The sequence below is a fragment of the Pseudomonas frederiksbergensis genome (assembly GCF_001952935.1).
GTDB classification, from domain to species: Bacteria; Pseudomonadota; Gammaproteobacteria; order Pseudomonadales; family Pseudomonadaceae; genus Aquipseudomonas; species Aquipseudomonas frederiksbergensis.
In genome coordinates this window covers 2120803-2138237 of record NZ_CP018319.1, presented here as the reverse complement: position 1 = coordinate 2138237, position 17435 = coordinate 2120803, and the positions used below count along the sequence as shown (strand labels likewise).

Sequence of the window (17435 nt, the reverse complement as noted above, 5' to 3'; positions counted from 1 at the left end):
TCGAACAATTACTGCCTGCGCCATGAAAATAAAAAACGGCCACCTACAGTAATGATCAGACGTTGCCTGACACAAAAGGCCGCGCATTATAACCAGCGTTCTGTCATTCGGGGGCATCGCAGGCTGTAGGCATAAGGGCCGGATTTCTGGCGATGAAGGAAAAATCTGCTAACAATGCACACGGTGCGTATAACGGCAGCTACGCCATAATGCGCGCCGAGATCAAAGGAGCATCTAATGAGCAGCACTGCAAACATTGCTGAAGGCGAAAAAATTCTTATTGTTGACGACGATCCAGGGCTGAGCAGCCTGCTGGAACGTTTTTTCGTCAGCAAGGGCTACCGCGCCCGCGCCGTCCCGAACACGGAACAAATGGATCGCCTGCTGGCGCGTGAAGTGTTCAACCTGGTCGTCCTCGACCTGATGCTGCCCGGCGAAGACGGCTTGACCGCTTGCCGCCGCCTGCGCACCGCGAACAACCAGATTCCGATCATCATGCTGACCGCCAAGGGCGATGAGCTGAGCCGCATCAAGGGCCTGGAACTGGGCGCCGACGATTACTTGGCCAAGCCGTTCAACCCGGACGAGCTGATGGCTCGTGTCAAAGCGGTCCTGCGTCGTCAGTCGGCTCCGGTACCGGGCGCTCCGGGCAGCGAAGACGAAAGCGTGACCTTCGGTGACTACGAACTGTCCCTGGCGACCCGCGAGCTCAAGCGCGGCGACGAAGTGCACATGCTCACCACCGGTGAATTTGCGGTGCTCAAGGCGTTGGTCATGAACGCCCGTCAGCCACTGACCCGCGACAAGCTGATGAACCTGGCCCGTGGCCGCGAGTGGGACGCCCTGGAGCGCTCCATCGACGTACAGATTTCCCGCCTGCGCCGGATGATCGAGCCCGATCCGTCCAAGCCGCGTTACATCCAGACAGTCTGGGGCGTGGGTTACGTGTTCGTTCCGGATGGCGCCGCCACCAAGTGATCGGCGATTTGTAGGAGCGGGTCTTGCGGGCAACGGGTCAGATGACTTTGCTCGCAGACTCGCGATCCGCAATATGCGAGCATCGCTCGCTCCTGCAAGTGTGTAGCGGTTATCCATGAAAACCCCCGTTTGGTTCCCCCAGAGTTTCTTCTCCCGCACCCTTTGGCTGGTGCTGATCGTCGTGCTGTTCTCCAAGGCGCTGACCCTGGTTTATCTGTTGATGAACGAAGACGTGCTGGTGGACCGCCAATACAGCCACGGCGTCGCCCTGACGCTACGCGCCTATTGGGCGGCCGATGAAGAAAACCGCACGAAGATTGCCGATGCCGCGACCCTGATCCGGGTAGTCGGTGCTGGCGTGCCGGAAGGTGAGCAACACTGGCCTTACAGCGAGATCTATCAGCGGCAGATGCAGGCAGAGCTCGGTGCCGACACTGAAGTCCGATTGCGCATGCATTCGCCGCCGGCCCTGTGGGTTCGGGCGCCAAGCCTGGGTGATGGCTGGTTGAAAGTGCCGCTTTATCCGCATCCGTTGCGCGGCCAGAAAATCTGGAACGTACTCGGCTGGTTCCTCGCTATCGGCCTGCTGTCCACTGCCTCGGCGTGGATCTTCGTCAGCCAGCTCAATCAACCTTTGAAACGTCTGGTCTATGCCGCGAGGCAACTCGGCCAGGGCCGCAGTGTGCGTCTGCCGATCAGCGACACGCCAAGTGAAATGACCGAGGTTTACCGCGCCTTCAACCAGATGGCGGAAGACGTCGAACAGGCCGGCCGCGAGCGCGAACTGATGCTCGCCGGGGTGTCGCACGACTTGCGCACGCCACTGACCCGTTTGCGGCTGTCCCTGGAGCTGATGGGCGACCACAGCGACCTGACGGACGACATGATCCGCGACATCGAAGACATGGACGCGATTCTCGACCAGTTCCTGGCGTTCATTCGCGATGGTCGTGACGAGTCGGTGGAAGAGGTGGACCTGAGCGATCTGGTGCGCGAAGTCGCGGCGCCATACAACCAGAACGAAGAGAAAGTGCGCCTGCGCCTGGAGCCGATCCAGCCGTTTCCATTGCGTCGGGTATCGATGAAGCGGCTGCTGAACAACCTGATTGGCAACGCCTTGCATCACGCGGGCAGCGGGGTTGAAGTGGCGGCTTATGTGTCCGGGGACACCAGCGCGCCGTATGTGGTGCTGAGTGTCATGGACCGTGGGGCGGGGATTGATCCGTCGGAGCTGGAGGCGATCTTCAACCCGTTTACGCGAGGTGATCGAGCCCGTGGCGGGAAGGGGACCGGGTTGGGCCTGGCGATCGTGAAGCGGATTGCTTCGATGCATGGCGGGAATGTTGAACTGCGCAATCGGTCCGGTGGCGGGCTTGAAGCGCGGGTGCGGTTGCCGCTTGGTTTGATGCTGCCGCGGGATGCCGTCTAACCCGATCGTTCCCACGCTCTGCGTGGGAATGCCTCTTCGGACGCTCCGCGTTCGGCTCTGGAGGGGACGCAGAGCGTCCCGGGCTGCATTCCCACGCAGAGCGTGGGAACGATCACCGAGTCAGCTTCAGCCCTTGCCTTTGGTGCGCGTCATATTCGGCCCACCATTCTTCTCAAGATGCTCAATGATGATCCCCGCCACGTTCTTGCTGGTGGTGGTTTCAATCCCTTCAAGCCCCGGCGACGAGTTCACTTCCATCACCAACGGCCCGTGATTGGAACGCAAGATGTCCACACCCGCCACCGCCAACCCCATGACCTTCGCCGCGCGCAACGCCGTCATGCGTTCTTCCGGTGTGATCTTGATCAGGCTGGCACTGCCGCCGCGATGCAGGTTGGAGCGAAACTCCCCCGGCTTCGCCTGACGTTTCATCGCCGCGATCACCTTGTCGCCCACCACGAAGCAGCGAATGTCCGCGCCGCCGGCTTCCTTGATGTACTCCTGAACCATGATGTTCTGCTTCAGGCCCATGAAAGCCTCGATCACCGACTCCGCCGCCGTCGCCGTTTCACACAGCACCACGCCGATGCCCTGGGTGCCTTCCAGCACCTTGATCACCAGCGGCGCGCCGTTAACCATCTCGATCAAGTCGGGAATGTCATCCGGGGAGTGCGCAAAACCGGTGACCGGCAAACCGATCCCCCGGCGTGACAGCAATTGCAGGGACCGCAGTTTGTCCCGCGAACGGGCGATGGCCACCGATTCATTGAGTGGAAACACGCCCATCATTTCGAACTGACGCAACACCGCGCAGCCATAAAACGTCACCGACGCGCCGATCCGCGGGATCACCGCATCGAAACCCTCCAGCGGCTTGCCGCGGTAGTGGATCTGCGGCTTGTGGCTGGCGATGTTCATGTAGGCGCGCAAGGTGTCGATCACCACCATTTCATGGCCACGCTCGGTACCGGCTTCGACCAGACGACGAGTGGAATACAGACGCGGGTTCCGCGACAGCACAGCGATCTTCATGCAACACCTGTGGAGAAGGTAGATACCGGGAACACCGGCTTGTCTTGTACGTACTTGATGCCCGGATTGACCACCAACTGGCCGTCGATCAAGGCTTTGGAACCGAGTAACAGGCGATAACGCATGGACTTGCGGCAGGCGAGCGTGAATTCGACCCGCCAGACCCGATCACCGAGGGCCAGCGTAGTGCTGACCACGTAACGCATCTGCGCGTGGCCGTTGGAGCTTTTGATGGTTTTCATCGTCACCAGGGGGGCTTCGCAGCGCCGGTGACGCAGTTGCACCACCGTGCCCAAGTGAGCAGTAAAGCGCACCCACTGTTCACCGTCGCGCTCGAACGGTTCGATATCAGTGGCATGCAGGCTGGAAGTGCTGGCGCCAGTGTCGATTTTTGCGCGCAGGCCTGCGACTCCCAAGTCTGGGAGCGCCACCCATTCGCGCAGACCGACAACGGTCAAATGGTCAAATGTTTTCAATAGGAGTAAACCAGCGATTAATGCGTCCAGGCCTCAGGCGTTACCTGAGCCAACGCTTTGAATGCAGGTTTGGCGAACCAGTAACCTTGCATCAGAAAAATTCCACAGTCCGCCAGGAAGTCCCGTTCTCCGGCGCTTTCGATCCCTTCGGCAATGACTGTAACGTTCAGCTCCGCACAGATTGTGACAATCCCTCGAACGATAGCCTGACGAACACGATCACGGTCGACATCGCGGATGAGCGCCATGTCGAGTTTGATCAGGTCCGGTTGGAAATCAGCCAGCAGATTGAGCCCCGAATAGCCCGCGCCGAAATCGTCGATGGCAGTCTTGAAGCCGAATTCGCGGTATTCACGCAGAATATTGGTCAAATGGCGATAGTTATCTACGTGCTGGCTTTCCAGGGTTTCGAAAATCAACCGGTCGATAGGGAAGTTATGTTTTTTCGCTGCTTCCAGCGTGGTGCGAATACACAGTTCCGGGCGGTACACGGCGTTGGGCATGAAGTTGATGGATAAGTGTGTCTGCATGTTTAGATTGGCCGCTCCTTCAATGGCACGGGTCCGGCAGAGCTGGTCGAAACGGTAGCGATTCTCCTCGTTGACCTGATCGAGCACCGACAGCGCACCTTCACCGGCCAAGCCGCGAACCAACGCTTCGTGGGCGAAAATCGACTGGTCTCGCAAATCGACGATCGGTTGGTAGGCGAAGGCAAAATCGAAGCCCAATGGCTCGCTTTGCTGACAACCCTGGCACCCGCCCTGAGGCGAGGTCAATGAAGACGGAAATGTAGTCACACGATCACTCCATGCCGGTGATCCGGCCAAGATCGCATTCTAGCTGGAGGGTCGAGTTATTGCGTCCGACAGAAACGGTAGTACAGTTCCGACTATTGGCTGAAAGAGGAATTCAAGTGGCACAAAAACAGGAAGAGGACGACAAAGTCCGTCTCGATAAATGGTTGTGGGCCGCGCGTTTTTATAAAACACGCGCCTTGGCCAAGGCGGCGATTGAAAGCGGTAAGGTGCATTGCCGGGGCGAGCGCTGCAAGCCGGGCAAGGAACCGCGAATCGGCGACGAGTTTCAGATTCGTACCGGGTTCGAAGAGCGCACGGTGGTGGTTCAGGCGCTGTCGATCGTACGCCGTGGCGCGCCAGAGGCTCAGGCGCTTTACGCTGAAACCGAAGCCAGCATCGCCAAGCGTGAAGCGGCTGCGGCCATGCGCAAGGCCGGTTCACTGGGCGTGAGCACTGATGGCAAACCGAGCAAGAAGCAGCGACGGGACTTGTTCAAGTTTCGTGGAAGCAGTAACGACGAGTAAGCCAATTGTTTCTGTGTTGCCTGTGAGGCAGCCTTCGCGAGCAAGCCCGCTCCCACAGGTACTGCGCAGTCCTTGTGGGAGCGGGCTTGCTCGCGAACGAGTGCGCAGCACTCGCCTGGCCAGCGAATTTGGCGAATAACATGCGGATAAAAAACAGCCCCAACCACCGCATCGAAAGGACCCAGACTTGCAATTGCCCAACCGTGTAGCCATATCGGGTTAATCGCCAGCACCGCGTGGATGGGTGAAAGCACCACTCGTCGAAAACCCCACACAGCCTCTGACCCGTAGGCCATAACCAGATGGCCAGCAGCACCAGAGGCAGGAAATTGCATCAAGCCAACCGGCGGAGGACCACCTTGCTTGGAACAAACCCGGATTGTTCTTAAAATGCCGCTCACGGCTGAACATCTCGCACCAAAACGGTGCCGCAGAGACGCAGTTTCTCGCTGTCAGAAATCATTTTGTCATTACCTCAGATACCCAGACCTATGACCGATCTACCGGATACCGACTACACCCAACGCTTCATCTTCGATGACAGCGACACCCGCGGCGAGCTGGTGGCGTTGGAGCGTAGCTACGCCGAAGTCCTCGCTAAACACCCGTACCCGGAGCCGGTTGCGCAACTGCTCGGCGAGCTGATGGCGGCGGCCTCGTTGTTGGTCGGCACCTTGAAGTTCGATGGCTTGCTGATTCTCCAGGCCCGTTCCGATGGCCCGATCCCGCTGCTGATGATCGAGTGCTCCAGCGAGCGCGAAATCCGTGGCCTGGCCCGATACGAAGCCGACCAGATCGCCCCCGACGCGACCCTCGCCGACCTGATGCCCAACGGCGTATTGGCGTTGACCGTCGACCCGACCCAAGGCAAGCGTTATCAGGGCATCGTCGACCTCGATGGCGCAACCCTGTCGGAGTGCTTCACCAACTACTTCGTGATGTCGCAACAAGTCGGCACGCGTTTCTGGTTGTACGCCGATGGTCGTCGCGCCCGTGGCCTGCTGCTGCAGCAACTGCCTGCTGATCGGTTGAAAGACGAAGAAGAACGCGCCGCCAGCTGGCAGCACCTCACCGCGCTGGCCAGCACCCTGACCGCCGATGAATTGCTGAGCCTGGACAACGAAACCATCCTCCATCGTCTCTACCACGAAGAGCAGGTTCGTCTGTTCGATGTGCAGAAATTGCGCTTCCGTTGCAGCTGCTCGCGCGAACGTTCTGCCAATGCGCTGGTCAGTTTGGGTCTGGAAGATGCCCAGTCGCTCGTGATCGAACATGGCGGCAACATTGAGATCGACTGTCAGTTTTGCAACGAGCGCTACCTGTTCGATGCCGCCGATATCGCTCAATTATTCGCTGGAGCGGGTGTCGATACACCGTCAGATACCCGGCACTAAAACGGTTCAGCGCAGGTAAATTCACTGGTTTGTGCCGGAATAACGCCGTTCTGACGGGAGGGCCCTACTATTTTTGGGCTTTTCTGGCATAATCCGGCCCACTTTTTGTCGCGGTAGTAGTGCACGACTTTCTACTACAAAACGTTTGGAGCACACTCGGCCAATGGCCGACGGGGAATCTCATGACGCAAGCCAATAACGCCGTGTACACCGATCTGAGTGTTGATGATCTGGTAAAAGAAGCTCTGAGTCGCGGTGAGGGCGAGCTTGCCGATACCGGCGCGCTGGTTGTTCGCACCGGTCACCGCACCGGCCGCTCGCCAGTCGATCGTTTCATCGTTGACGAGCCGTCCACCTCGGCTTCCATCGCCTGGGGCCCGATCAACCGCAAGTTCCCGGCCGACAAGTTCGATGCCCTGTGGGACCGCGTTGAAGCGTTCAACAACGCGCAAGATCACTTCGTTTCCCACGTGCATGTAGGTGCGTCCGAAGACCACTACCTGGCCGTGAAGATGACCACCCAAACTGCCTGGCAGAACCTGTTTGGCCGTTGCCTGTTCATCAACCCGCAAAAGTACAACCCGGCTGGCCGTGATGAGTGGCAAGTGCTCAACGTTGCCAACTTCGAGTGCGTGCCAGAGCGTGACGGTACCAACTCCGACGGTTGCGTGATCCTCAACTTCGCTCAGAAGAAAGTGCTGATCGCCGGCATGCGTTACGCCGGTGAAATGAAGAAAGCCATGTTCTCGGTGCAGAACTACCTGCTGCCGGCTGCCGACGTACTGCCAATGCACTGCGCCGCCAACATCGGCGAAGCGGGCGACGTGACCCTGTTCTTCGGTCTGTCCGGCACCGGCAAAACCACCCTGTCCGCCGATGAAAGCCGTTACCTGATCGGTGACGACGAGCACGGCTGGGGTGAAGGCGTTGTCTTCAACATCGAAGGCGGCTGCTACGCCAAATGCATCGACTTGTCCGAGAAGAACGAGCCGGTCATCTGGAAAGCCATCAAGCACGGCGCAGTCCTGGAAAACGTCGTTATCGACGACGCCAAGCACGCCGATTACACCGATGTCAGCCTGACCCAGAACAGCCGCGCCGCCTACCCGCTGGAGCACGTTGCCAAGCGCTCCGAGAAAAACCTCGGTGGCGAGCCAAACGCTGTGATCTTCCTGACCTGCGACCTGACCGGCGTGCTGCCGCCAGTGTCGATCCTCAGCGAAGAACAAGCGGCCTACCACTTCCTGTCCGGCTACACCGCACTGGTGGGCTCGACCGAAATGGGTTCCGGCAGCGGCATCAAGTCGACCTTCTCCACCTGCTTCGGCGCACCGTTCTTCCCGCGTCCGGCCGGCGAATACGCAGAACTGCTGATCAAGCGCATCCGCGGCTTCGGCTCCAAGGTCTACCTGGTCAACACCGGCTGGACCGGCGGCGGCTACGGCGTCGGCAAACGCTTCAACATCCCGACCACTCGCGGCGTGATCGCAGCGATCCAGAGCGGCGCGTTGATCGGCGTTGAAACCGAGCACCTCGACACCATCAACCTCGACGTGCCACTGGCCGTACCGGGCGTTGAAACCGGCCTGTTGAACCCACGCAACACCTGGGCTGACAAGGCTGCTTACGATGAAGCGGCTAAAGCATTGGCTGGGTTGTTTGTTGAGAACTTCAAGAAGTTTGAAGTGAGCGACGCGATCAAGGCTGCTGGGCCTAAGCTGTAAGGCTTGGATTTAGCGAATGAAAAAGCCGCCTCTCGGGGCGGCTTTTTTGTGGGCGCTCGGTTTAACCGTCAAACGCACAACTGCCAATATTCCATCTGAATTGTCGCTAAACGACCAGAATAATGGCGCTTATGCGTTGGGCTCGATGCCTTCCAATTTCTGCGTATCCCACCGTTGTAACTTGATCGCTTGGTAAATCATTCCAATGGTCAGCGGGGCCTTATCGCCACGCCCCTTGGCCCGGCGCTTGAGGAATACGTCAAAGCCTTCGGGCTGGAAATACCGATAAGCGTCGTAGTCGATGAAGTCGATGGCGAATTGTTCTTCCAATGCTTCCATCAGATGCCGAGCGTCCGCGCCATCGCAACCCAGGTCGAAATTGATCGAGGTGGTGAGGCTGATGGTTTTGCGTTCGGGCAGGCCGAGCTCTTCGTGCAGCAACTGCATGAGCAGATGCATGGTTTGGTCGTCGGGGAAGTTGGGGGCGAGGTTCATTGCGGATTTATCCGATACCGGGGCATAAATGGTCAATTCAGTAGGGGTGGCATATTCAGCGGATCCCCAATGCAACGTTCGAAAATAGTTTCGAGGCCACGGTAGTCGCAGGTTACCGCATCAATGTTCGCGGGAATCCATGCGCTGTCTTTGATCAGCCACCAATCAACTGCAAACCCTGCATTGATGATGATTTGCTCGAACAAGATTCGTTGAGCCCGACCGTTACCTTCGCGAAAAGGGTGAATTACGTTTAAATCACCATACGTTTCAGCAACCTTGACGATGAGCTCCGCTTTACTGACGCCTACGAACCAAGCAGCATTTTCCATGACCCGAAAAATCTTCTCGGCTTCAGGGGCGATTCGGTCTGCTGTGCAGAAAAGTGTGTCTCCTTTCTGGATATTCACTGTCCTCAATAGTCCTGCCCATTCGTAGACATCGGAAAACAAGGATTTATGAATATGCTGTAAAAGGCTGAGGTCGTACGGAGGGGGGAGGAGGCGGAATTTGCTGACGGCGATTTCTGAGAGTTCTCGCTCTGCTTTGTGTAGTTGCTCTTCATCATGAATGTTGAGCAGGTTACGCAGCACGTCGCTACCAGGGTAGCAATAGGGGTCTTGGCCGACCCCGTATTTATCCACCATTAACGAGGATTCTGACGATATTTTTTGAGTACCGACTCCCGCGATGGGAGCGGTTTTTCAGCATCGGCACGCGAAGTGTCGAAGCCTTCAAGACGCAAGCTCGCCAAGTAATTTGAACGGCGCACTTTGTCGTAATAATCCTGTTTTTGCTGAAAAGTCAGTTCGCTCATGACATCTGCCTCTTTGTGCAATGCCCAAGTGTAGCTCAAACGATCTGGTCGATAGACCGGTATTTTTGATGCTTCGCGGAGGATGATCGTTCCCAAGTTGAGCGCGGCAACGTCTTCAACGCATCAACATGGAATTCGCGGGAAGGCTGGCGCTCACCCCGTACGATCTCGTTCATCTGTTGCACGCTTTCCGTCAGCTCATCAAAAAACTTGCTCAAGGTTATCCCCGGGTTTTGATCGTTCCCACGCTCTGCGTGGGAATGCAGCCCGGGACGCTCTGCGTCCCTTTCGGAAGCTGGAACGCGGAGCGTCCCTTGAGGCATTCCCACGCAGAGCGTGGGAACGATCCTGGCTCGGCGTCAGGTTGGTGCTTTCCAGCCCATCATGCGTTGTTGCGCGACTTTCAGCAGGTCGCAGCCGTCCTGGGTCAACAGGTAGAGGGCGTGGGTGATGTGCGGGATGTCTTCCACGTCACCGTTTTTGAAGCATTGGCAATGTAGGGTTTTGAGCAGGTCGCCGGAGGCTCGGATTCGCTGGAGGGCGGCTTCGAGGATGTCTTGCGGGTTGGCTTCTGTGTCGATGATCAGGGGTGGGGAATCGGTGAGGTTGGTTTGGAGGGGGCGGTAGCGATCGGGGAACGGGTTCAACGTTTTCATTGTTTATAGCCTCAAATGCATCAGCAATAACCCGCGCTATCGTGACCAAGCGATAGGAGGCGGACTGTGTTCGGGTTGGTCAACCGATGAGGCTCACATCCCGGCACGCCCGAGGGCGTCCCAAACACAGCCACCATATAGCGTGCAGGCATTTGAAGTGCCGGCAGCATACAACGGACGCGTCGATATGAGCTATTCGGGTGACCAAGCCCGAGTCGCTGAATTAGCAGCGACAGCCCGACTATAGGTGTCAGCCACCGGGCAGCGATAGACGATAAAGAGTCCCCGCTTGTAGGATCGGGCCGAACCTCGGCTAGGCCCTTTCTATCGGAATTTTCGCGACGAATGTTCTCGCGCTTTCCACCATCCCGCGCCCATCACCTCAACGAATATGCTGATACGAAGCCACATCCAGAAGGTTGGTGCTCAGCCCGGTCGCCGGCGCATAGATCGTGCCTTTCACTGCCGAGAACCTGACCCCATTACTGCCCAGCGAAACGTAGCGCTCGCCCTGGTCCAGCTCGGTGAAGTAGGTGTACGAGCACTTTTCCATCGCTTTGTATTTCGCGGCGGCGCTGGCCATGGTGTTGTGGTGTTTCTGCAGGTCGGCCGCGCTCAGGTTGAGGATTTTGTTCAGCGGCACGCCCCAACGCTTCAGGCACACTTCGGCAAAGTGGCGGACGATCAGGCCGGGTTCGGCCAGCACTTTAGGGCCGCTGACACCGTCTGCTGCGGCGTTGCCAACCAGCGTGCCATGGCGGCCGGGCATCGGGTAAATGTGGGTTCGGGTGCCGGTGGCCGTTTGCGGGATGACGCAGCTGAAGCCTTTGGAGCGCTCGTCTCGGGCGTAGAAGCCGACGTATTCTTTTACGTTGGCATTCAGTTTTACTTTGTCTTCCTGAAAGTTACCGATGCCCGGTACCGGATCAATCGCAAAGATATTGACCGGGATGTTCTTCAGTTTGCTGTCCTTGAACATGGCGTTGGCCAGCATATGGCAACTAATACCGCCGCGGCTCCAGCCTACCAAGTTGACCTTGGTTGGAATAACGCCGTCCTTGCGAAACGTTTTAATGATTTGTTCTTGCAACTTCTGCTGGGTCACGCTGCGGTCGCCGTAGTTGTATTTACGCCACAGCCAGGAACCTTCGACGATCACGTCTTCGATTGGAATGCCTGCAGCCTTCAGGCGGTTGTATTCGGTCTCGGTCAGTTTTTCACGTTGCCAGTCACACTGGCCTTTGATGATGTTGATGGCGTGCTTGACGTTCCCCTCCCAGCCCTTGCCGAACAGCGTGCCGCTCAGGCCATAGTCCTTGGATTGAGTGAACAGTTCATCAGCTTGCAGGTTGCTGGTACCGGGACCGTCGATCACGATCCATTCGGCAAACTCTCGGCCAGCATGATGGGAGGCGAGTGCCGAAACCAGTTCGCCATTCCAGTAAGTTGGGTTTTGGTTGTCGAATTTGGTCGAGCCGGTACCGCAAAAGAAAATAGTTAATGTAGTCATTGTTGTGCTCTTGTTTGGTTTAAGAGCGTACAGGCTAGTTTGAGTTATTTAAATAATGAAGTGGTTAGTTGTTACCGGGGTTGTAGTGTGTGTTAGAGGATTTAGTGCCCTATTCTTTGTTTGGCAACTTCCAGTAGTTCGCAACCATCCTGCGTTAATAAATAAAGCGCATTCACGATATGAGGTATGTCTTTAACATCGGCCTGTTTGAAGCACAGACAATAAAGCGTTTCGAGCAAATCGCTGGCCGCGCGCAGACGTTGGTGCGCGGCGTCGAGGACGGCGCCGGTGCTGGCCGTGGTGTCGATGACGAGGACGGGCGTTTCGCTGTAGCTGGTTTTGAGGGGACGATAGCGGTCTTGCATTTAGGTCAGTCCTATAGGAATTCGGGCAATCTCGCCGGCAGGCCGACACCCTGATTTCAGCCGCGCCGCAGACTATAGAAGGGCACGGCGCTGCGCGGCAATACGGCTTCGATGGACAGGTTTTGTAGGGGTTTTTCCTGTCTTTTCGGACCGAACCTACGTGTTTTCCGAGGTTTTTTATGCCCAAACCCTTAGACGGCAGATTTCCTACGGGGTTGTCAGGCGCAACCCATCAAACCTCTGTAGGGTGCGCGCCAGAATCAGTAGGACGTTTCCAAATGTCCGCCCAACGCTTATCACGAATTAGGTATGCAATGGCCTCGATTTTGTTGTTGTGGGCCGGGGCATGTGGTGCGGTGGATGCTGCAGATGTCACCGGCGAAATCAGCCCGGCCCATGCCATTTTGGCGAGCAAGAGCCAGGTGTTTCACGAGAAGGCGGTGTTGGTGCCCTAGATGGGTGACGACAAATCTGATTGCCCTGTCGCACCGATCTCGGATTCCGGGATTGGGCGCGAGGCTGCGTCCAGGTCCATCAATCCTTGGCCGTAGGCTTCACTGTTTGCATAGATGCCGGTCCGGTTCGCGGTCGTCAGCAGGCGTTTGCGCACTTGCTGCGCGGTGAGCTCAGGATAGCGACTATGCAGTGCTGCCAGGGCACCGCTGACCAGCGCGACCGCAGGAGAGGTGCCGGCAGTTTGGGTGTATTGGCCATCCTTGTGGGTGGTCAGCAGACCTTGGTCGGCGCCCGAATCGCCGCCCGGTACGGCGATGCACCAGGCCGCAGCCACACCGCAGTAGTTGGATTTTGCATTGATGGCGCTGCCGTCGTTCTTCAGCGCAACCACCGCGATCCAGCCCATTTCCAGTTCAGGTATGGCGATCGGCAAACCGGGCTCGACCAGCGGCTCTCGTTTCAGTTCGTTACCGGTCGGGAACACAAATACCGCGCCGCCCCGGACCAGTTTTCGGGCGGTCACCAGCGACTCAGGCATGACCTGCTTATAACGGGCCTCATTGATCTCGGTCGCGGGAATGGCGTTGGCCCACGAATTATTGAAGATGCGCGTGCCCTTGTCGAAACCGGACTGCCAGGATTGCGCAATCTCACGGTCGAAGAAAAATGGCTCGTTGTCGTCACCGAAACGAAAGGGGATCAGTTGTGCATTGAACGCAACGCCATGCATGCCCTGACCATCCTTGTTGGCCGCCAGAATGCCAGCCATCTGGGTGCCGTGACCGATTCTGTCAACGGTACCGACCTGGTTCTCGACATGGTCAAAGCCCGGATCGCGGATTCTTCCCTGGAATTCCGGCAAGTTGCTATTCAGGCCTGAATCGACCAGTGCCACGGCCACGCCTTGACCGGTGCCACCGCGGGCATAAAGGGTTGACGCGTGAACGATCGCCAAACCCTTTTGGGCTCGGTACTCCGGTGTTTCGAACGGGGTCGGATCGATGGGGAGCTGCGTGAGGTTTGTCAGGCATCCACTTAAGAGGAATGGCAACAAAAGCGCGAAGATAATTGAAAAACCGGGTATTTGAAGCATGGTCGTTCCTTCATGAGTATCCGCGTACATCAGGCTTCCTGCCGTGATGACCATTTTCGCGGAGAGTGATTTTTATCGAAGTTGAACCTTACCAGTGGAGTGTGGCGGGGAATCAGGTGGCAAAGTGCTCTGTATGTTTCAGCCTGTGGCGAAAGTTAGTCCGATAGACGCTGTATCATCCCGTATCGTTTTGGTCCCCGACCTTTTCTCGACTCGCTGCGTTTGCCGGCTAGGCTTTGGGCTTCGCAGCGGTCAACGGAGTGACAGCTTATGCACAACACCCTGGAACAGGTTTTCGGTTATCCACAGTTTCGGCCCGGCCAGGAAGCGGCGATCAGCGCGGTGTTGGCCGGGCGTTCGGCGGCGGCGATTTTCCCCACCGGCTCGGGCAAGTCCCTGTGTTATCAATTGCCGGCCTTGCTGCTGCCGCATCTGACACTGGTGGTCTCGCCGCTGCTGGCGTTGATGCAGGATCAACTGGCGTTCCTGCAGCGCCACGGCATTGCGGCGGGCAGTATCGATTCGGCGCAGAGCCGCGATGATGCCAGCGACGTGATGGCTCGGGCCAAGTCCGGCGAGCTGAAGATTTTGATGATCTCCGTGGAGCGCCTGAAGAACGAGCGTTTCCGCAATTTCCTGCAGCAAGTACCCATCTCGTTGCTGGTGGTGGATGAGGCGCACTGCATCTCGGAATGGGGCCACAATTTCCGCCCCGATTACCTCAAGCTTCCCGACTATCAGCGCCAGTTCAACATCCCTCAGGCGTTGCTGCTGACCGCCACCGCGACACCCAAGGTGATCGCTGACATGGAGGCCAAGTTCGGCATTGCCGCCGACGATGTGGTGACCACCGGTTTCTATCGGCCGAACCTCAATCTGTTAGTGGAACCGGTGCGCGGACAGGACAAACGCCGACGCCTTGTCGAATGGATGAGCGAACGTCCAGGCGAGCCGAGCATCGTTTACGTCACTTTGCAGAAAACCGCTGAGCACATCGCTGAACACCTGGGACGCAACGGCATACAGGCCGAGGCGTATCACGCCGGTTTGCCCCACGAACAACGGGAAGCCATCCAAAAGCGCTTTATGGGCGGGCAGTCCAATTGCATCGTCGCTACCATCGCGTTCGGCATGGGCATCGACAAGAGCGACATCCGCAACGTAGTGCATTTTGACCTGCCCAAATCCATCGAAAACTACAGCCAGGAAATCGGCCGCGCCGGGCGTGACGGGCAGCCATCCGACTGCCTGGTATTGGCCAACCGCGACAGCCTCAACGTGCTGGAAAACTTCGTCTACGGCGATACGCCTGAGCTCGATGGCATCCGCCATGTGCTCGACGAGTTGCAAGCCGCCGCGCCCGAGGGGCAGTGGGAATTTCTGTTGGGGCCGTTGGCAGACCACAGCAACATCCGCCAATTGCCGCTCAAGACCTTGCTGGTGCAGTTGGAACTGCGGGGAATCATTGCGCCGCGTTACGCCTATTACGCCGAATACCGCTTCAAATACTTGCAGGAACCCGAGGCTTTGCTGGCCCGCTTCGAGGGTGAGCGCAAGGATTTCGTCGCGGCGATCATCCAGACCTCGAGCCGCGCACGGACCTGGGCCACAGTGAATTTCGATGCGCTTTATGAACAGCATCAGGCCGAGCGTAATCGGGTGGTGAAGGCGCTGGATTATTTCCAGGAAAAGGGCTGGGTCGAGCTCGAAAGCAAGCAGATGACCGAGGTCTACAGCCTGCTGCAAACCGGTTTTGATGCCCAAGCCTTGAGCGAAGAGTTGCACGCCTATTTCACCCGCCATGAGCAAACCGAGATCGCGCGGATTCACGCCATGCTGGATCTGTTTGCCACGGACCATTGCCTGGGTTATCGCCTGGCCGAGTACTTCGGCGATGAAAATGCGCCGCAGCAGTGCGGACATTGTTCGGTGTGTCACGGGGATGTGGCGCGGTTGCCGGCGCCACCGGAATTACCGGCGCTTGTGGATAAAAATTTCGAGGCGTTGTGCGCTGACTTTATCCACAGGCATGAACAGCACACCAGCAACGTTCCGTCCGCGGAGCGCGTGACGCGGTTTTTATGCGGTATCGGCGTGCCGCTGTTCACCAAGCTCAAGGCTCGCTCGATTTCCGGTTTTGCGGCGCTTGAGGATTATCCGTATGCCGAAGTCCGGACGTGGGCCGAGGCGCATTTGCCACGCTAGATCGTTCCCACGCTCTGCGTGGGAATGCAGCCCGGGACGCTCCGCGTCCCTTTCACAGCCGAACGCGGAGCGTGGGAATGATCAGGTGGGCGGTCATCCATCCGCTGAATGTCGCTCATCACAGTAATAAATTTCAAAAAGGCGCGGTGGCTGACTATGGTGAAGGCTGTCTTTGGATCGCCAACAAGAGAACAACCATGAGCCAGACACCGTTCACTATTCAGCGCGCCGCCGTCATTGGCGCAGGCACCATGGGCCGTGGCATCGTCATGTGCCTGGCCAACGCCGGCGTCCCGGTGCAATGGGTTGATAACAATCCACAGATGCTTGAGCAGGCGCTGGCTACCGTGGCGGACACCTACGCCCACAACGTGCATCAGGGACGGATCGATCAGGCCGAGGCGGACGCTCGCATTGCACGAGTAACGGCGGCTAAAGACTACGCGGCGGTCCGCGATGTCGATCTGGTGATCGAAGCGGTGTACGAAAACCTCGAACTCAAGCAGAAAATCTTTCGTGAACTGGACGGCCTGCTCAAACCCGAAGCCATCCTGGCCAGCAATACCTCGGCGCTGGATATCGATGCCATCGCTGCGGCTACTCGTCGTCCGCAACAGGTGTTGGGCCTGCACTTTTTCAGCCCGGCGCACATCATGAAATTGCTGGAAATCGTTCGCGGTGCACAGACTTCACCGGCGGTGCTGGAGGCTGCCCTGGCACTGGGCAAACGCATGGGCAAGGTCAGCGTGGTGTCGGGCAACTGCCATGGTTTCATCGGCAATCGCATGCTGCATCCGTATGCGCTCGAAGCGCGCAAGATGTTGCTCGAAGGCGCTTATCCACATCAGATTGATGCGGTGCTGCAAGGTTTTGGCTTTGCCATGGGGCCGTTCCGCATGTACGACGTAGTCGGCATCGATCTGGAATGGCGTGCCCGGCAGTTGGCGGGTGAAGGACAGGATGCGCCTGAGGTTCAGGTGGACAATCGTCTGTGCGAATTGGGGCGTTTCGGCCAGAAGAGTGGCAATGGCTATTACCACTATGAGCCGGGCAGTCGCCAGGCTGAGCACGATGTTGAAGTCGATGCGCTGGTGTTGCAGGTCAGTGAAGAACTAGGGTTCCAGCGACGCGAGATAAGCCCCGAAGAGATCCTGGAGCGCTGCTTGCTGGCACTGGTCAATGAAGGGGCGAAGATCCTCCAGGAAGGGATTGCCGAGTCGGCGCACGACATCGATCTGGTGTACCTCAATGGCTACGGCTTCCCGGCGGACAAGGGCGGGCCGATGGCGTGGGCGGATCAACAAGGGCTGGCGGATATTCACCAACGGTTGCTGGCGCTTGAAACAAGGCAGGGGGATCAATGGAACCCGGCGCGGCTGATCGGGGAGTTGGCGGCGGTGGGTAAAGGGTTTGCGGATCGGTAGACTCCACTACTGCTGATCGTTCCCATGCTCTGCGTGGGAACGTCTCCATGGACGCTCTGC

The 17435-nt window shown here is 57.9% G+C and carries 18 protein-coding genes and 1 pseudogene; 8 read left to right on the top strand and 11 right to left on the bottom strand.

Translation table 11 applies throughout. The features are described 5' to 3' along the window. Positions 1 to 237 precede the first annotated feature (237 nt). Both ompR and PFAS1_RS09925 read left to right on the top strand, forming a co-directional pair. Complete coding sequence (gene ompR / locus PFAS1_RS09930) at positions 238 to 978, top strand: osmolarity response regulator transcription factor OmpR (RefSeq protein WP_008149284.1); 741 nt, start codon at positions 238 to 240, stop codon at positions 976 to 978. Positions 979 to 1093: 115 nt separating this feature from the next. Beyond that, positions 1094 to 2407 carry an ATP-binding protein gene (locus PFAS1_RS09925; RefSeq protein ID WP_074872555.1) on the top strand — a complete coding sequence of 438 codons (1314 nt, stop codon included), beginning with the start codon at positions 1094 to 1096 and terminating at the stop codon, positions 2405 to 2407. 126 nt (positions 2408 to 2533) lie between these two features. Here the strand turns inward: PFAS1_RS09925 and rimK are convergent, their stop codons facing one another. From rimK to rimA, 3 genes are read right to left on the bottom strand one after another with little or no spacing between them, the layout of a single operon-like run. After that, positions 2534 to 3439 carry a 30S ribosomal protein S6--L-glutamate ligase gene (gene rimK, locus PFAS1_RS09920; protein WP_008149287.1) on the bottom strand — a complete coding sequence of 302 codons (906 nt, stop codon included), beginning with the start codon at positions 3437 to 3439 and terminating at the stop codon, positions 2534 to 2536. Then, entirely contained in the window at positions 3436 to 3915 is a 480-nt protein-coding gene (gene rimB, locus PFAS1_RS09915; RefSeq protein WP_074872557.1) for a retropepsin-like aspartic endopeptidase RimB, read from the bottom strand. Before rimB ends, rimK begins: the two co-directional genes overlap by 4 nt. A gap of 17 nt (positions 3916 to 3932) precedes the next feature. Then, a complete protein-coding gene (rimA, locus tag PFAS1_RS09910; RefSeq protein WP_076029042.1) occupies positions 3933 to 4712 on the bottom strand; it encodes a S6 modification regulatory phosphodiesterase RimA in 780 nt (259 codons plus the stop codon). Between the two features lie 116 nt (positions 4713 to 4828). Between rimA and PFAS1_RS09905 the strand changes: the two genes are divergently transcribed. The 3 genes from PFAS1_RS09905 to PFAS1_RS09895 all read left to right on the top strand — a co-directional run bounded on the left by PFAS1_RS09905 (position 4829) and on the right by PFAS1_RS09895 (position 8354). After that, a complete protein-coding gene (locus PFAS1_RS09905) occupies positions 4829 to 5236 on the top strand; it encodes an RNA-binding S4 domain-containing protein (RefSeq protein WP_017335914.1) in 408 nt (135 codons plus the stop codon). A gap of 491 nt (positions 5237 to 5727) precedes the next feature. Next, positions 5728 to 6630 carry an Hsp33 family molecular chaperone HslO gene (hslO, locus tag PFAS1_RS09900; RefSeq protein ID WP_074872561.1) on the top strand — a complete coding sequence of 301 codons (903 nt, stop codon included), beginning with the start codon at positions 5728 to 5730 and terminating at the stop codon, positions 6628 to 6630. A 182-nt stretch (positions 6631 to 6812) separates the two neighbouring features. Beyond that, positions 6813 to 8354, top strand: a complete 1542-nt coding sequence (locus tag PFAS1_RS09895) for a phosphoenolpyruvate carboxykinase (RefSeq protein ID WP_074872562.1) — start codon at positions 6813 to 6815, stop codon at positions 8352 to 8354. 129 nt (positions 8355 to 8483) lie between these two features. On the opposite strand, the gene PFAS1_RS09890 is transcribed toward PFAS1_RS09895, so the two are convergent. The 7 genes and pseudogenes from PFAS1_RS09890 to PFAS1_RS09860 form a co-directional block, all read right to left on the bottom strand. Next, positions 8484 to 8849 carry a DUF1493 family protein gene (locus PFAS1_RS09890; protein ID WP_076029041.1) on the bottom strand — a complete coding sequence of 122 codons (366 nt, stop codon included), beginning with the start codon at positions 8847 to 8849 and terminating at the stop codon, positions 8484 to 8486. A 32-nt stretch (positions 8850 to 8881) separates the two neighbouring features. Further along, positions 8882 to 9496, bottom strand: a complete 615-nt coding sequence (locus PFAS1_RS09885) for a putative adenosine monophosphate-protein transferase Fic (RefSeq protein WP_076029040.1) — start codon at positions 9494 to 9496, stop codon at positions 8882 to 8884. Next, the gene (locus PFAS1_RS09880) at positions 9496 to 9666 is read right to left on the bottom strand and encodes a YhfG family protein (protein WP_076029039.1); all 171 of its coding nucleotides are present in this window, start codon (positions 9664 to 9666) and stop codon (positions 9496 to 9498) included. Before PFAS1_RS09880 ends, PFAS1_RS09885 begins: the two co-directional genes overlap by 1 nt. Positions 9667 to 9779: 113 nt before the next feature. Then, positions 9780 to 9884, bottom strand: a pseudogene (locus PFAS1_RS29735) (transcriptional regulator); the annotation flags it as partial. A gap of 141 nt (positions 9885 to 10025) precedes the next feature. Then, entirely contained in the window at positions 10026 to 10322 is a 297-nt protein-coding gene (locus tag PFAS1_RS09870; protein WP_076029037.1) for a hypothetical protein, read from the bottom strand. A 382-nt stretch (positions 10323 to 10704) separates the two neighbouring features. Next, complete coding sequence (locus PFAS1_RS09865) at positions 10705 to 11832, bottom strand: hypothetical protein (RefSeq protein WP_076029036.1); 1128 nt, start codon at positions 11830 to 11832, stop codon at positions 10705 to 10707. A 101-nt stretch (positions 11833 to 11933) separates the two neighbouring features. After that, on the bottom strand, positions 11934 to 12197 hold the full coding sequence (locus PFAS1_RS09860; protein ID WP_074872576.1) for a hypothetical protein: 264 nt from the start codon (positions 12195 to 12197) through the stop codon (positions 11934 to 11936). 278 nt (positions 12198 to 12475) lie between these two features. Between PFAS1_RS09860 and PFAS1_RS29890 the strand changes: the two genes are divergently transcribed. Then, the gene (locus tag PFAS1_RS29890; protein ID WP_232252220.1) at positions 12476 to 12652 is read left to right on the top strand and encodes a hypothetical protein; all 177 of its coding nucleotides are present in this window, start codon (positions 12476 to 12478) and stop codon (positions 12650 to 12652) included. Here the strand turns inward: PFAS1_RS29890 and PFAS1_RS09855 are convergent. After that, positions 12649 to 13746, bottom strand: a complete 1098-nt coding sequence (locus PFAS1_RS09855; RefSeq protein ID WP_076029035.1) for a S8 family peptidase — start codon at positions 13744 to 13746, stop codon at positions 12649 to 12651. The genes PFAS1_RS29890 and PFAS1_RS09855 overlap by 4 nt on opposite strands. Before the next feature lie 270 nt (positions 13747 to 14016). On the opposite strand from PFAS1_RS09855, the gene PFAS1_RS09850 reads away from it, so the two are divergent. Both PFAS1_RS09850 and PFAS1_RS09845 read left to right on the top strand, forming a co-directional pair. After that, positions 14017 to 15951, top strand: coding sequence for a RecQ family ATP-dependent DNA helicase (locus PFAS1_RS09850; RefSeq protein WP_076029034.1), 1935 nt, complete (start codon positions 14017 to 14019; stop codon positions 15949 to 15951). 197 nt (positions 15952 to 16148) lie between these two features. Further along, positions 16149 to 17375: a 3-hydroxyacyl-CoA dehydrogenase gene (locus tag PFAS1_RS09845; protein ID WP_076031512.1), complete on the top strand. Its 1227-nt coding sequence runs from the start codon at positions 16149 to 16151 to the stop codon at positions 17373 to 17375. Positions 17376 to 17435: the final 60 nt, after the last annotated feature.